Annotated in this window: 11 protein-coding genes; 10 read left to right on the top strand and 1 reads right to left on the bottom strand. The window is 71.1% G+C overall.

The features are described from left to right. Positions 1 to 20 precede the first annotated feature (20 nt). From ABZ833_RS15965 to obgE, 6 genes are all read left to right on the top strand, one after another. Complete coding sequence (locus ABZ833_RS15965; RefSeq protein WP_361046550.1) at positions 21 to 824, top strand: TIGR03936 family radical SAM-associated protein; 804 nt, start codon at positions 21 to 23, stop codon at positions 822 to 824. A gap of 236 nt (positions 825 to 1,060) precedes the next feature. Then, positions 1,061 to 4,948: an Rne/Rng family ribonuclease gene (locus ABZ833_RS15960; RefSeq protein WP_361046546.1), complete on the top strand. Its 3,888-nt coding sequence runs from the start codon at positions 1,061 to 1,063 to the stop codon at positions 4,946 to 4,948. A 181-nt stretch (positions 4,949 to 5,129) separates the two neighbouring features. Further along, a complete protein-coding gene (locus ABZ833_RS15955) occupies positions 5,130 to 6,479 on the top strand; it encodes a phospholipase D-like domain-containing protein (RefSeq protein WP_361046544.1) in 1,350 nt (449 codons plus the stop codon). Between the two features lie 163 nt (positions 6,480 to 6,642). After that, on the top strand, positions 6,643 to 6,963 hold the full coding sequence (gene rplU, locus ABZ833_RS15950) for a 50S ribosomal protein L21 (protein ID WP_160505004.1): 321 nt from the start codon (positions 6,643 to 6,645) through the stop codon (positions 6,961 to 6,963). Positions 6,964 to 6,977: 14 nt separating this feature from the next. Beyond that, positions 6,978 to 7,232, top strand: coding sequence for a 50S ribosomal protein L27 (gene rpmA, locus ABZ833_RS15945; protein ID WP_160505003.1), 255 nt, complete (start codon positions 6,978 to 6,980; stop codon positions 7,230 to 7,232). 133 nt (positions 7,233 to 7,365) lie between these two features. Next, positions 7,366 to 8,805 carry a GTPase ObgE gene (obgE, locus tag ABZ833_RS15940; RefSeq protein WP_361046541.1) on the top strand — a complete coding sequence of 480 codons (1,440 nt, stop codon included), beginning with the start codon at positions 7,366 to 7,368 and terminating at the stop codon, positions 8,803 to 8,805. 138 nt (positions 8,806 to 8,943) lie between these two features. Here obgE and ABZ833_RS15935 read toward each other — a convergent pair whose 3' ends face one another. Next, a complete protein-coding gene (locus ABZ833_RS15935) occupies positions 8,944 to 11,034 on the bottom strand; it encodes a hypothetical protein (RefSeq protein WP_361046538.1) in 2,091 nt (696 codons plus the stop codon). 305 nt (positions 11,035 to 11,339) lie between these two features. Here ABZ833_RS15935 and proB point away from each other — a divergent pair, with 305 nt between their 5' ends. The 4 genes from proB (at position 11,340) to ABZ833_RS15915 (ending at position 15,172) form a co-directional block, all read left to right on the top strand. Further along, entirely contained in the window at positions 11,340 to 12,446 is a 1,107-nt protein-coding gene (gene proB / locus ABZ833_RS15930; RefSeq protein WP_361047468.1) for a glutamate 5-kinase, read from the top strand. Positions 12,447 to 12,679: 233 nt separating this feature from the next. Continuing rightward, positions 12,680 to 13,159, top strand: a complete 480-nt coding sequence (locus tag ABZ833_RS15925; protein ID WP_361046535.1) for a hypothetical protein — start codon at positions 12,680 to 12,682, stop codon at positions 13,157 to 13,159. Positions 13,160 to 13,233: 74 nt separating this feature from the next. After that, entirely contained in the window at positions 13,234 to 14,526 is a 1,293-nt protein-coding gene (locus ABZ833_RS15920) for a glutamate-5-semialdehyde dehydrogenase (RefSeq protein ID WP_361046532.1), read from the top strand. Between the two features lie 67 nt (positions 14,527 to 14,593). Beyond that, positions 14,594 to 15,172, top strand: a complete 579-nt coding sequence (locus ABZ833_RS15915) for a hypothetical protein (protein ID WP_361046529.1) — start codon at positions 14,594 to 14,596, stop codon at positions 15,170 to 15,172. Positions 15,173 to 15,174 lie beyond the last annotated feature (2 nt).

Below are 15,174 nucleotides of genomic sequence, written 5' to 3'. Positions count from 1 at the left end.
GCCCGCCGCCCGCTCCCGCGGTGCAGCGCATCCGACTGCGCTACACCAAGCGCGGCCGCCTCCGGTTCACCAGCCACCGTGACTTCCAGCGCGCCTTCGAGCGGGCGCTGCGCCGCGCCGAGGTGCCCATGGCCTACTCGGCGGGGTTCACCCCGCACCCGAAGGTGTCGTACGCCAATGCCGCACCCACCGGCACGGGCAGTGAGGCCGAGTACCTGGAGATCGCGCTCACCGAGACGCGTGACCCCGACACACTGCGCGAGCTGCTCAACGAATCGATGCCCAGCGGGCTCGACATCGTGGACGCCGTCGAGTCCCGCACCTCGGGGCTCGCCGACCGGCTCACCGGATCCGTCTGGGAGCTGCGCCTGGACGGCGTGGAGCCCGCGGACGCGGAGCGTGCCGCCGAGGCCTTCCGGGCCGCGGAGGTCGTCGAGGTCCAGCGCCGGGCGAAGAACGGCATGCGGACCTTCGACGCCCGTGCGGCCGTCGTGAGCCTTGAGGCAATCGCCTCTGACGAGGCGATCAGCCACGACGCTGATAGGCCGACCGACCAGCCCTGTGCGATACTGCGGCTGGTTGTTCGGCACGTGACACCTGCCGTACGACCCGACGACGTCTTGTCCGGTCTCAGAGCTGTTGCTGACCTGGCGCCGCCGGTCGCCGCAGCGGTGACCAGGCTGGCGCAGGGGCTTCTTGACGACGAGACCGGCACGGTGACCGACCCGCTCGCGCCCGACCGCGAGGCAGCCACGGCCCCACTTGAGAACCAAGGGGCCGCCGCAGCCGCCGCGAAGGTGCCGGCGACGGAAGGTCCCGCGTAGGGACGCACGTCGAAGCGCCGCCCTTGTACTCGGGAGCCACCTGGGTCGGGCAGCGCACTGACCGAGACTTTCGCCAGGCCGTCCGCATTTGGGCGTACGGAACCGGCGAGACAGACACATAGAGCTCCCGTGCGGCGCCCACGCCCCCGGATGGCGGCCCCGCGTAGGTGAGCGAGGGCCGCGGACATCACCGGACCAGGCGCGGCGCCCGGGAGCGTGACGGGAGAACCGCCCGCATGCTTGAGCCGAACGAACCCACTGAGGGCTCGGACAACAACACACCCAGCGACACCCTGCCGCCGCGCCGCAGGCGCCGTGCGGCGTCGCGGCCCGCGGGTCCGCCCGTGGGAGCCACCGAGGGCGCGGCCCCGGCCATACCGGCCACCCCCGCCGCCGAAGAGCCCGCCGAGGCCGTTGCTCCTGAGCCCGAACCGGCCGAGGAGGCCGCTCCGGCTCCGCGCCGTCGCCGTGCCACCCGCCGCGCCTCGGCTCCCGCCGGTGCGCCGCAGGGTGCGCAGACGCCCGCCGAGACGCCTGTGGCCGCCGAGCCCGTGGCCGCCGAGGCCCCGGTCGAGGCCGAGCCCGCCGAGGAAGCCGCTCCCGCTCCGCGCCGCCGCCGTGCCACGCGCCGTGCCTCGGCTCCTGCCGGTGCGCCGCAGGGTGCGCAGACGCCCGCCGAGACGCCTGTGGCCGCCGAGCCCGCCGTCGAGGAGCCCGCCGCCGAGGCCGCGCCCGAGGCGCAGCCGGAGTCCGGTGACGCCGCCCCGCGCCGTGCCCGCCGCCGTGCGACCCGCGGCTCGTCCGCGCCCGCCGCCGAGGCCGCCGCCGCACCCGAGCCCACCGAGGCGCCCAAGGCCGCTGAGCCGAAGGCCGCCGCGGAGCCCGCGCAGACCCCCGATGCGGAAGCCGCCGAGGACGACGCGCCCCGTGGACGCCGGCCCCGCCGTGCCACCCGCAAGGCCGCCGCCGGATTCTCCGCGCCCGCCCCGGCCCGTGCCCGCAAGGCGCGTGGCGGTGACGCCGACGACGACTCCGGGAACAAGCCCGCGCGCCCCGCCGTCGCCGTCTTCCAGGCGCCGGTGTTCGCCGAGCCGATGTTCCAGACCCCCGAGCGCGCCGCTGCCGCTGCCGCCGCCGAAGCGGCCGACGAGCCCGCCGAAGAGGTCGAGGCCGAGCAGCCCGTGGCCGCCGCACCCGTGGTGGAGGAGGAGACCGGCCCGCGCCGTCGCCGCCGCCGTCGGGCCCAGGACGAGCAGCCCGCCGCCGAGCGCGAGCCCGCCAAGGCCGCTCCGCAGCCCGCCGAGGCCGAGGCCCCCGAGCCCGAAGAGGCCGAGGACACCGCCGCGGACAACGGCAGTGACAACGACAACGACGAGTCCGACGACTCCGGTGAGCGTCACGGCCGCCGTCGCCGTCGTGGTGGCCGTCGCCGCCGCCGCGGTGAGTCCGCCGACGACTCCGGCGACCAGCAGGACTCGGACGCCGACTCCGACACGGACGCCTCCGCCGAGCAGCCGGAGCAGGGCGCCGATGACTCGGCCGAGCAGGCCGAGGACGACTCGGACGACAACGGCTCGGGTGCCGGTTCCAGCAGCAGCCGTCGCCGCCGTCGCCGTCGCCGTCGCGCCGGTGACTCCGGTGAGGCCGAGAACACCGCGGACGGCGACCCGGAGCGTACGGTCGTCAAGGTCCGTGAGCCGCGCAAGAAGGAAGAGCGCGAGCTGGGCACCGGCGTCGACGAGGTCACGTCCATCAAGGGCTCGACCCGCCTGGAGGCCAAGAAGCAGCGCCGCCGCGAGGGCCGCGAGCAGGGCCGCCGCCGCGTCCCGATCATCACCGAGGCCGAGTTCCTGGCCCGCCGTGAGGCCGTCGAGCGCGTGATGGTCGTCCGCCAGAACGGCGAGCGCACCCAGATCGGCGTCCTCGAGGACAACGTGCTCGTCGAGCACTACGTCAACAAGGAGCAGGCCACCTCGTACGTCGGCAACGTCTACCTGGGCAAGGTCCAGAACGTGCTGCCGTCCATGGAGGCCGCCTTCATCGACATCGGCAAGGGCCGCAACGCGGTCCTGTACGCCGGTGAGGTCAACTTCGAGGCGCTCGGGATGGCCAACGGCCCCCGTCGCATCGAGTCCGCCCTCAAGTCGGGCCAGTCGGTCCTCGTGCAGGTCACGAAGGACCCGATCGGCCACAAGGGCGCCCGCCTCACCAGCCAGGTCTCGCTGCCCGGCCGCTACCTGGTCTACGTGCCCGAGGGCTCGATGACCGGCATCAGCCGCAAGCTGCCCGACACCGAGCGCGCGCGTCTGAAGACCATCCTCAAGAAGATCGTCCCCGAGGACGCGGGCGTCATCGTGCGCACCGCCGCCGAGGGCGCGAGCGAGGACGAGCTGCGCCGTGACGTCGAGCGTCTGCAGCAGCAGTGGGAAGAGATCCAGAAGAAGGCGAAGAACGGCGGCGCCGCGCCGACGCTTCTGTACGGCGAGCCGGACATGACCGTCCGTGTCGTCCGCGACATCTTCAACGAGGACTTCTCGAAGGTCATCGTCAGCGGAGAGGAGGCCTGGGACACCATCCACGGGTACGTCTCCCACGTCGCCCCCGACCTGGCCGACCGCCTGCAGCGCTGGACCTCCGAGGTCGACGTCTTCGCGACGTACCGCATCGACGAGCAGCTGATGAAGGCGCTCGACCGCAAGGTCTGGCTGCCCAGCGGCGGCTCGCTGGTGATCGACAAGACCGAGGCGATGATCGTCGTCGACGTCAACACCGGCAAGTTCACCGGGCAGGGCGGCAACCTCGAAGAGACCGTGACGAGGAACAACCTCGAAGCGGCCGAGGAGATCGTGCGCCAGCTGCGCCTGCGTGACCTCGGTGGCATCGTCGTCATCGACTTCATCGACATGGTGCTCGAGTCCAACCGGGACCTGGTCCTGCGCCGCCTGCTCGAATGCCTGGGCCGTGACCGTACGAAGCACCAGGTGGCCGAGGTCACCTCGCTCGGTCTCGTGCAGATGACCCGTAAGCGGGTCGGCCAGGGCCTCCTGGAGTCCTTCTCCGAGACCTGCGTCCACTGCAACGGCCGCGGCGTGATCGTGCACATGGAGCAGCCGACCTCCGCCGGTGGCGGCGGCAAGCGCAAGAAGCGCGGCCGCGGTGGCTCCGAGCAGGGTCAGGAGCACACGCACGAGCACGAGGCCCACGAGGTCGCGGACGAGGTCGAGACCGAGTCCGAGGCCGAGGTCGCCGCGGAGGCCGCTGCCCCGGTGGCGCTTCCCGAGCCGGAGTTCGTGCCGGACGAGGAGCTCTACAGCAGCGCGTCCGAGGCCGAGGCCGCGGCGTCCCGCGGTGGCCGCTCGCGCCGCAGGGCGACCCGTCGGGCATCGGCTCCGGCCGGCGCCCCGAAGGCGGAGACCGAGCCCAAGGCGGAGAAGCGCTCCAAGTCCCGGCGCGCAGCCACGGCCGAGGCTCCGGCCGCCGAGGACCCGGTCGTCGAGGCTCCGGCCGCACCGGCCAAGGAGGAGGCTGCCCCGCAGCCCGCCGCCGTCGAGGCCGCCCCCGAGGCGCCCGTGGACGACGCCGCTCCCAAGGGGCGTACGCGCCGTCGTGCGACCCGCAAGGCGACGGCGCCCGCCGGTTCGCCGAAGGCCGCCGAGAGCACCGAGCCGGAAGCCGCCGAGGTGATCGTCACCGAGGCGCCCAAGGCGGAGCCCGTGGCCGAGCCCGTCGTGGCCGAGCCGGTGGCCTCCGCCGGCGCAGCCGCTGCCGACGCCGCCCCGGCCCGTCCGCGCCGCCGTGCGGTCCGCAAGGCCACCGCGCCGACCGCGTCCGAGGATGCGGCCGTCCTGGTCGTCCCGTCGGCGGAGAAGGCCGCCCAGGCCCCGGAGAAGGCCACGGGGAAGCCCGAGGCTGACGCCGAGGAAGCCGCTCCGGCCAAGAAGACGGCGCGTAAGACCGCCGCCAAGAAGGCGCCCGCCAAGAAGGCCGCCACCAAGAAGACCGCGGCCAAGAAGACGGCCGCCAAGAAGACGACGGCCAAGAAGGCGTCGAAGACGACGAAGAAGACCGCCGCGGCGGAGCAGGCGCCGGCCGGCGTCAAGGCCTCCGCGGCCGACGAGGGCTGACCTCGCCCTTCGTAGTCCGTACGTATGACCGGGTGCCCCCGGCGTGGTGAATTGGCCACGCCGGGGGCATCTCGCTGTTGGAACGCAGTGAAGTACCTGTAAAACTCATGCGGTTGATGAAGGAGCACGCGAGCGTGGCGTTTGGGGAAACGCTCCGCTCGTGTCAGGGGAGGGATGGACGATGGCGCACGGTCGCCTGAGAGGCACGGGACGTCACCGTGCCGTGAAGCAGGTCAAGGGCGGACGGCAGGCCGTCGCACTGGCCACGGTCCTGTCGGCGGCGGGGATCCAGACCGTCAGCGCGATGGGGACGGCAGCGGCGGACGGGGAGCCGCCACTGGTCGAGGCGCCGATCTTCAACAACCCGCTGGGCACCACCGAGCAGCAGTACGCGATACGCACCCGCCTGATCGAGCTGACGAACGCCGCGGTGCCGGGATCCACCATCAAGGTCGCGGTCTACCACGTGTGGGAGGCCTCGGTCGTGGACGCGCTCGTGGCGGCCAAGAACCGTGGTGTGAACGTCCAGATGCTGCTCGACGAGTCCAGCAGGAGCGACCGCCCCACGAACACCTCGTACAGCACGCTGGCGGGGGCGCTCGGCACCGACAAGAACAAGGCGTCCTTCGTCACGCTCTGCCCGACGGGCAAGTCCTGCCTGGGCGACCCGGCGTACGGCAAGTCGATCATGCACAACAAGTTCTGGCTGTTCTCGGAGGTCGAGGGCGCCAAGGACGTCGTCGTGCAGACCACGTCGAACTCGACGCCCTCCGCGCACACGAAGTTCTTCAACGACGCGCTGCAGCTCCCGAACAACCCGACGATGTACGACGCGTACGCCGACTACTTCGCCGACATGATCCGCAAGGACTGGCGGAACTGGGACTACCGCACGGTCAGCGACGGCCTCTACAAGGCGTACTTCTTCCCGCGCTCCGGCACGGTCAACGAGACCGACACGATGTACTCGGTCCTGAACAACGTCCAGTGCAACTACAGGGACGCGGCAGGGGTGGCCCGGCACACGAACGTCCGCGCCTCGATCTTCAAGATCACCCGGAAGCAGATCGCCGACAAGCTCGTCTCGCTCAAGAAGGCGGGCTGCACGGTCAGCATCGTCTACGCCGAGACCGACAGCGCCAAGAGCCAGGGCGGCACCCCCGGCACCTGGGAGGCGCTGCACAAGTCCGGCGGGCCGACCATGCGCTGCTTCAACGACGACCGGGACCCGCTGCACCCCGGCACCAAGCTGGTGACGCCCTACATCATCCACTCGAAGTACCTGCTCATCGACGGCAAGTACGACGGCAAGCAGAACAAGCTCTCCTTCACCGGCTCGCAGAACTACACGGCGCCCGCGCTGCGCGAGAACGACGAGGCGATCGTGAAGATCGACGACGACTCCGTGCACGACGCGTACCGCGGACACTTCGACCGCGTACGGACGATCGCCTGGCCCGGCAAGGCCGACAGCACCGACTTGTGCAAGGGCGTCAAGCCGCTGCCGCCGGACGGTGAGAAGCCGGTTTGACCCTTCCGGCCCAGGCCCGTAATCTTGACCGTCGGCGTGTTACTAGGCACGTCATACCCCTGTAAACCTGATTTCCTTCCGGCGCCTGGCGTCCGGGAGAGGCCGACCGTGTCATGCGGGCGGCTGGACTGCGGGGGTCCCGTTCCGAGCGAGAGAGAGATCCGTGTACGCCATCGTGCGCAGCGGTGGTCGCCAGCACAAGGTTGCTGTCGACGACATCGTTGAGGTTGACAAGCTTCCCACCGCCAAGGTTGGCGACACCGTAGAGCTCTCTACGCTGCTCGTTGTCGACGGCGACGCCGTGACGAGCGACCCGTGGGTGCTTGCCGGTATCAAGGTCACGGCCGAGGTCGTGGACCACCACAAGGGTGCCAAGATCGACATCCTTCGCTACAAGAACAAGACCGGCTACCGCCGTCGCCAGGGTCACCGCCAGCAGTACACGGCGATCAAGGTCACCGGTATCCCCACGGCTGCGAAGTAAGGGACTGAGAACACATGGCACACAAGAAGGGCGCATCGTCCACTCGGAACGGGCGCGATTCCAATGCTCAGCGGCTCGGCGTGAAGCGCTTCGGCGGTCAGACCGTCAACGCCGGTGAGATCCTGGTCCGCCAGCGTGGCACCCACTTCCACCCCGGCTCGAGCGTCGGCCGTGGCAAGGACGACACGCTGTTCGCGCTGGCCGCCGGTGCGGTCGAGTTCGGCACGCACCGTGGCCGCAAGGTCGTGAACATCGTTCCGGTCGCCTGAATCAGGCTTCCGTAGAACAGGTTCTTCGCGAGGGCGGACCTCACTTCCCTGTCGGGAAGCGGGTCCGCCCTTCGCGTGTTACATCTAGGGGCATTTCGTCCCTGACATTCGTATGTTTCTGGAGGCACATCCCATGACCACCTTCGTGGACCGCGTCGAGCTGCACGTCGCCGCGGGTAGCGGGGGCCACGGCTGTGCCTCCGTCCACCGTGAGAAGTTCAAGCCGCTCGGCGGCCCTGACGGTGGCAACGGCGGCCGTGGCGGTGACGTGATCCTGGTCGTCGACCAGTCGGTCACGACCCTGCTCGACTACCACCACTCCCCGCACCGCAAGGCCACCAACGGCGCGCCCGGTGCCGGTGACAACTGCTCCGGCAAGGACGGTCAGGACCTGGTCCTGCCCGTGCCGGACGGCACCGTCATCCTCGACAAGGACGGCAACGTCCTCGCCGACCTGGTCGGCCAGGGCACGACGTACGTCGCCTCCCAGGGCGGCCGCGGCGGCCTGGGCAACAGGGCGCTCGCCTCGGCCCGCCGCAAGGCGCCCGGCTTCGCGCTGCTCGGCGAGCCGGGTGACGCGGGCGACGTCGTCCTGGAGCTCAAGACGGTCGCGGACGTCGCGCTCGTGGGGTACCCGAGCGCGGGCAAGTCCTCGCTGATCTCGGTCCTGAGCGCCGCCAAGCCGAAGATCGCGGACTACCCGTTCACGACGCTCGTCCCCAACCTCGGTGTGGTGACGGCCGGTTCGACCGTCTACACCATCGCGGACGTACCGGGTCTGATCCCGGGCGCCAGCCAGGGCAAGGGCCTCGGCCTGGAATTCCTGCGGCACGTCGAGCGGTGCAGCGTCCTGGTGCACGTCCTGGACACGGCGACCCTCGAGTCCGACCGTGACCCCGTCTCCGACCTCGACATCATCGAGGCCGAGCTGCGGGAGTACGGCGCGGGCCTGGAGAACCGGCCGCGGGTCGTCGTCCTGAACAAGATCGACGTTCCGGACGGCCAGGACCTCGCGGACCTGGTCCGGCCCGACCTGGAGGCACGCGGCTACCGCGTCTTCGAGGTGTCGGCCGTGGCGCACAAGGGGCTCAAGGAGCTCTCCTTCGCGCTCGCCGAGGTCGTGGCCGCGTCGCGTGCCGCGAAGCCGAAGGAGGAGGCGACCCGTGTCGTCATCCGTCCCAAGGCCGTGGACGACACGGGCTTCACCGTCAAGCTCGGCGACGACGGCATCTACCGCGTGCGCGGCGAGAAGCCGGAGCGCTGGGTGCGCCAGACCGACTTCAACAACGACGAGGCCGTCGGCTACCTCGCGGACCGGCTGAACCGTCTCGGGGTCGAGGAAGCGCTGATGAAGGCCGGTGCGCGCACCGGCGACGGCGTCGCCATCGGCCCGGAGGAGAACGCGGTCGTCTTCGACTGGGAGCCCTCGGTGATGGCCGGTGCGGAGATGCTCGGCCGCCGTGGCGAGGACCACCGCCTCGAGGCGCCCCGTCCCGCGGCCCAGCGCCGCCGGGACCGTGACTCGGAGCGGGACGAGGCGGAGAAGGCGTACGACGACTTCGAACCGTTCTAGGCGGGATCGCCTCGGGCAGATTGGAAAGGCCCCCCGGAGCATGGGCTCCGGGGGGCCTTTCTGTTGTTCGTACACCGTGCGGGTGCGTGGGGGCTTGTCGCGCAGTTCCCCGCGCCCCTGATGGGGCGCTCCCTGCGGTTAAGCCGTGACCGAGTCCTCCGCGCCGTTCTGCTCCGTGGGGTCGGACTCCATCTCCTCCGCCGCGTCCTGCGCCGCCCGCTGGCCGGGGATCTCCGCGTCGATGCGCGTTGCCATGCGGAAGCGGCGCTCGTCGGCCTTGGCCGAAAGGGCGAGGGCCGCTTCGTTGAAGCGGACCAGGGAGGGCGGGTCCGAGGGGCCCAGGAGGTGCTCCTTGAGGGCGGCGCGCGCCTCGGCGTGCGTGTCCTTCTCCGGGGAGCGGACGGCCTCCAGGAGGGCCGGGACGCCCTCGGCGGTCGGGGAGAGGATCGTCGCCGCGCTCACCGTCGGGAAGCCCGAGCGGAAGTCCGTCTCGGACATGCCGGACGTGTTGGCGACCGCGTACGGCTTCTCGCTCGTCAGCCAGTCGGAGACGACCGAGGAGACATCGCTGATCAGCAGGTCCGCCTGGTTGAAGCAGGAGAAGATCGCGGGGCGCGCGGTGGTGATGATCTGGTGCTCCCACTCGGGGAACGACGCCCAGTACGCCGCCTCCCACGCCGCCGTCGCCTCGGCGACGGCCGCCTGCTGGTCGCCGTCCGGCGTGCCCTGGAGCATCATCCGCTCCATCTCGTCCACGCTCTTGCGGAACGCGGTCGAGGTCAGCCGGTCCAACTCGGCGGTGCGGAGCGACAGTTCGGCCAGGGCCTCCTGGCCGGGACGCTCGCCCGAACGCTTGGCGGCGGCCTCGCGGATCATCGCCTTCATGCGCTCGTTGGCCGCGCCCGCGCGGGGGTCCTGCGAACCGGTCATCGGGTGCGGCTTGTAGATGAGCCGCACGCCGGGGTCGGCGAGGAGGTGCCGGACGATGTTCTCGCCCGCGAGGGTCACCGATGTGTTGCCGGGGTTGCCGTCCCAGCCCTCCCAGGTGGGGGCGTACAGAACGGTCGTGAACGGGCCCGTGGGGGCGCCCGTCGAGCGCAGGATCGGGGACAGCTGGGGGCGGCCGACCTCGACCACGTCCTTGTCCTCGACGCCGACGTCGGCCGCCTGGTAGCGGTCGCGCGCGGCGGGGCCCGCCACCCACACCTCGTCGTACGCCTTCGCGTACGGGTTGCAGGAGGACAGCTTGTCGCTCTCGCCGTGGTTGATGAAGGCGTGCTTGATCGTCGGGATGCGCAGGACCTGCGAGGTCTTCGCGGCATTCGCCGGGTGCAGCATCATCTTCAGCGTCGAGGTCTCCAGGGAGAACATCGTCGCGACCTTCGGGAAGCAGATGATCGGGACGTCGGTCGCGTCGATCTTCTGCACCATGAACCGCTCACGCAGCACGATCAGCGGCTTGCCGTCGAGCTTGGAGAGCGTGGAGAGCCACATGTTCGCCTGGTACGCGGACGTGGCGCCGCCCGAGAAGTACATCGCGACGGACGGCTGGTAGTCGGCCAGCCAGTTGTCCAGCCACTCCATGACCTTCTCGTCGTTCTTCGCGCGCTTCTTGGGGAGCAGCCACGTGGCGAGGTAGATCGCGCCGAGACCCATCAGGGCGATGGAGACGCCGAGGCCGATGCCGCCCCAGTACGCGTCCGTGGTGGCCGCGGTGACCATCAGGCCGGCCGTGGCGGGGATCGAGAACGTCAGGAGACGGTGGGCCTGGCGGCGCGAGAGGATCCGCGGCGGGGCCGCGGTCAGGTGCAGCGCGGACGTGTCGATGTTGCGCGTGACGATCGGCAGCTGACGGCGGCGGCGCACCAGTATGGCGGTGGCCTGGCAGCCGAAGTGCAGGAAGTAGAACGCGAGCAGCGAGATGGTCAGCGGCGACTGCTCGGCCAGCGGTTCGATGCCGTCGATGCGCAGCAGGCCGACCAGGATCAGCATGTCGCGCAGGAGCTGCCTGACGGTGACATCGAAACGGATCTTGCCAAGGAGGGAGAGGAGCCCCGGCTGCTTGTACTGCAGATAGACGTCGAGCGCGAGGTTCGCCGCCGACGCGGCGATGAACACCGGTACATACGGGACCAGCGCGCTGACGAGCTGGGCCGTGAAGAGCGCGAACATCGCGAACAGCGCGGAGAGCTGCACGATGCGGCGGGGTGCGAGTCCGGCAGAGGGCACGGGCTTGGGCTCCTGGCGGGGGATCGGGGGGATCGGACTGGGGGGAATGCGGGAAGTCGACCACTGACCGTATGACGTGCGGTGGCTCTCTAGCAATCTTCCGTGACGACAATCACCGGATAAAGGGGCAAAGGTACTGAACCTCGAGGCCGGGTTTCGCCTCGGGGGAGTCTTCGGTCCCTGCCCCGTCCGCCCTTCGAAATGCGGGGGCACCCCACCTGGGCACTCGCGTAGATTGGCTGGTCCGGCAGGGAATGGGATCTTCGGGATCATTGGGGAAGCGCGTGGCTGGGGCAAGGCAGGGCATCGCAGAGGCCCACAGGGTTGTCGTCAAGGTCGGGTCCTCGTCCCTGACCACCGCGTCGGGAGGTCTGGACGCCGACCGCGTTGACGCACTCGTTGACGTGCTCGCCAAGAGCCGCAGCGGCGGCGAGCGCGAGATCGTGCTCGTCTCGTCCGGTGCCATCGCCGCCGGGCTCTCGCCGCTGGGCCTGCGCAGGCGCCCCAAGGACCTCGCGAGGCAGCAGGCGGCCGCCAGCGTCGGCCAGGGCCTTCTGGTGGCCCGCTACACCGCTTCCCTCGCGCGTTACGGCGTACGCGTCGGGCAGGTGCTCCTCACCTCCGACGACATGGCCCGCCGCGCCCACCACCGCAACGCGTCCCGCACCCTCGACCAGCTCCTCGCGATGGGCGCGCTGCCCGTCGTGAACGAGAACGACACCGTGGCGACGGACGAGATCCGCTTCGGCGACAACGACCGGCTCGCCGCCCTCGTCGCCCACCTCGTCCACGCCGACCTCCTCGTCCTGCTCTCCGACGTGGACGGCCTCTACGACGGCGACCCGGCCAAGCCCGGCAGCTCCCGGATCTCCGAGGTGGCGAGCCCCGCCGACATCGCGCACGTCCAGATCGGCAGCGCGGGCAAGGCGGGCGTCGGCACCGGCGGCATGGTCACCAAGGTGGAGGCCGCGCGGATCGCGGCGGCCGCCGGGATCCCGGTCGTCCTGACCTCCGCGATCCACGCCGCCGACGCCCTCGCGGGCCGCGACACCGGGACGTACTTCCACCGCACGGGCCGCCGCACCGGCGACCGGCTCCTGTGGCTCCAGCACGCCTCCGAGCCGCAGGGCGCGCTGACGCTCGACGACGGGGCCGTGCGCGCGATCGTCGAGGGGCGCAAATCGCTGCTGCCCGCCGGGATCGCGGCGGTCGAGGGCGACTTCTCCGCGGGCGACCCGGTCGAGCTGCGGGATGCCTCGGGGCGTGCCGTGGCGCGCGGTCTGGTGAACTTCGACGCCAAGGAGCTTCCGCAGCTCCTCGGCCGTTCCACGCGGGAGCTCGCGCGGGAGCTCGGACCGGCGTACGAGCGGGAAGTGGTCCACCGCGACGACCTGGCCCTCCTGCACGGCTAGCCCTTCCGGCCCTTCGCGGCCCCCGCGCCCCACGGTTCCGTCGTCCCAGGAGTCACAGCCGCCCCAGTGGTCCCCGGCCGAAAACAGGCGCGAACGCCGCGTTCCGACCGGCCCCTGCGAGGTGAAACTCCCCAAAACCGCCCCGCGGGGGCGCTTGGCCTGCTCAACTTTGTTCCAGACACTTCCGCATGACCATTGCGTATCCGCACCACCATTGCGTAGAGGAGGCCGTCGTGAGACGAGTGCGCCCGGGAGCGTCGTCCCGCGCGTCGGCTGAGCGGTCCCTGACCAGCGTCGCCGCCGGGGCGACGTACACCGACACGCAAGCGGCGGGCGAGACGGAAGAGAGACAGGAGGGCGAGACGGTGGAGGCGCCCCGTCTGTGGCACGTCACCCTGAGCGTCTCGGGGACCGAAGCCCCTCTGAAGGAGGTCAGGCGAGGCCTCGAACAGCTCGCCCACGACCACCCCTTTCTGCTGACCAGCAGGTATGCCCCCGACCACGCGGAGATCCGGTACTGGGAAGAGGCCCGCGACCTGCACGACGCGGCCGCGGTCGCGCTCCGGCTCTGGGGCGAGCACCGGCAGAGCGCGAAGCTCCCGCCGTGGGAGATCGTGGGGCTTGAAGTCATCGACCGCGACACGTACCACCAGCGCATCGCGGAGGGGTACGGTCCGCTGCCTGCGACCCCGGTGGGCGTGCACCCTTTTTGAGCCGTCGTGAGCACGGCGGTCTCGGCTGCTGAAACAGCGGGTGGACCCCGGCCGCTCCGCATTACGCTGCGGGCATGACGTCCCTCACGCCGGTTTCGCCCTACGACAACCTCTCGCCGGTCGCCCAGGCCGCGTACCGCGCCCGCGGCGCCGCCGCGACGCTCGCGCCACTGCCGAGGTCCGTCAAGGACGACGCGCTCCTGGCGATCGCCGACGCCCTCGAGGTGCGCACCGCCGAGATCATCGAGGCCAACGGCAAGGACACCGCCCGCGCCCGCGAGGCCGGGACCAGCGAGTCCATCGTCGACCGCCTGACGCTCACCCCGGAGCGGGTCCGCGCCATCGCCGCCGACGTGCGCGACGTGGCAGCGCTGCCCGACCCCGTCGGCGAGGTCGTCCGCGGCTCGACCCTCCCGAACGGCATCGACCTGCGCCAGGTCCGCGTCCCGCTCGGCGTCGTCGGGATCATCTACGAAGCCCGTCCGAACGTCACCGTGGACGCCGCAGCCCTCTGCCTGAAGTCGGGCAACGCGGTGCTCCTGCGGGGCTCGTCATCGGCGTACGAATCGAATACGGCGCTCGTCCGCGTGCTGCGCGACGCCGTCCACGGAGCGGGCCTGCCCGCCGACGCCGTCCAGCTCGTGCCCGGCGAGAACCGCACTTCCGTGCGCGAGCTGATGCGCGCCCGCGGCCTCGTCGACGTCCTCATCCCGCGCGGCGGCGCCTCGCTGATCAAGACCGTCGTCGAGGAGTCCACCGTCCCGGTCATCGAGACCGGCACCGGCAACTGCCACGTCTACGTGGACGCCGAGGCCGACCTGGACATGGCCGTCGACATCCTCATCAACTCCAAGGCCCAGCGCCCCAGCGTCTGCAACGCCGCCGAGACGCTCCTGGTGCACGCGGACATCGCCGACGCCTTCCTGCCGCGCGCCCTGGACGCCCTGGCCGAGGCCGGGGTCACCGTGCACGCCGACGAGCGGGTCATCGCGTACGCCGACGGTTCGAAGGCCACCGTCGTGCCCGCGACCACGGAGGACTGGGAGACCGAGTACCTCTCGTACGACATCGCGGCGGGCATCGTCGACTCCCTGGAGCAGGCGGTCGAGCACATCCGCCTGTGGACCTCCGGGCACACCGAGGCGATCGTCACCACCTCGCAGCAGGCCGCGCGCCGCTTCACCCAGCTGGTGGACTCCACGACGGTCGCCGTGAACGCTTCGACGCGCTTCACGGACGGCGGCCAGTTCGGCTTCGGCGCCGAGATCGGCATCTCCACGCAGAAGCTGCACGCCCGGGGCCCGATGGGGCTGCCCGAGCTGACGTCCACGAAGTACATCGTCACCGGCGACGGCCACATCCGCTGAATTCTCGCTCGGGTCCAATTCTCGTACCGTCTGCCCAGATTGCCCCTTCCGGGTCTACGCTGGAAGGGTGCCGGAGGACGTGGGGGGCACGCCGTCGTTTCCTGACGGCTGGGAGCCCGACGACGACCGCGACCGCGGGGGTGCGGACGAAGAGTTCGCCTCCGTGGTCTTCGACGAGGACTTCATCAAGGCCGCCGAAGTCCATGAACCCACCGCGGTGGAGCGGCTGTTGGCCGCCGCCCAGGCGCGTGCCGAGGCCACCGAGGCCGAGAACCGCCGGGCCCGCACCCGGGGTCCGGGCCGCGAATCGCCGGAGGACGACCTCTACGACGAGGGCTTCGGCCCCGACGACGGCGGCGAGTTCGGCCACGACCCGGACCTCGACGACGTGTACGACCGCGAGTTCACCGAGGACGGGTACGGCCGGCAGAGCGGCTATGGAAGCCGCAACCGCTGGCACCGCCCCGTCGCCTGGATGCTCGCCCTCCTGATGGGCATCGGCATGGTCGCGCTCGCCTTCACCGCGGTCTATCGCGGCGCGTCCACGGGCCGCCAGGACCCGTCCCCGCCGCCGGTGTCCACGGAGCCCTCGGCTTCCGCGGAGTACGACCCGCCGCCCGTGTCCGCGGCGCCCCGCATCCCGTGAGA

Source organism: Streptomyces sp. NPDC047525, from assembly GCF_040643025.1.
Lineage (GTDB): Bacteria > Actinomycetota > Actinomycetes > Streptomycetales > Streptomycetaceae > Streptomyces > Streptomyces durmitorensis.
The sequence above is the reverse complement of the archived record's forward strand: the minus strand, read 5'-3'. Positions and strand labels throughout refer to the sequence as shown.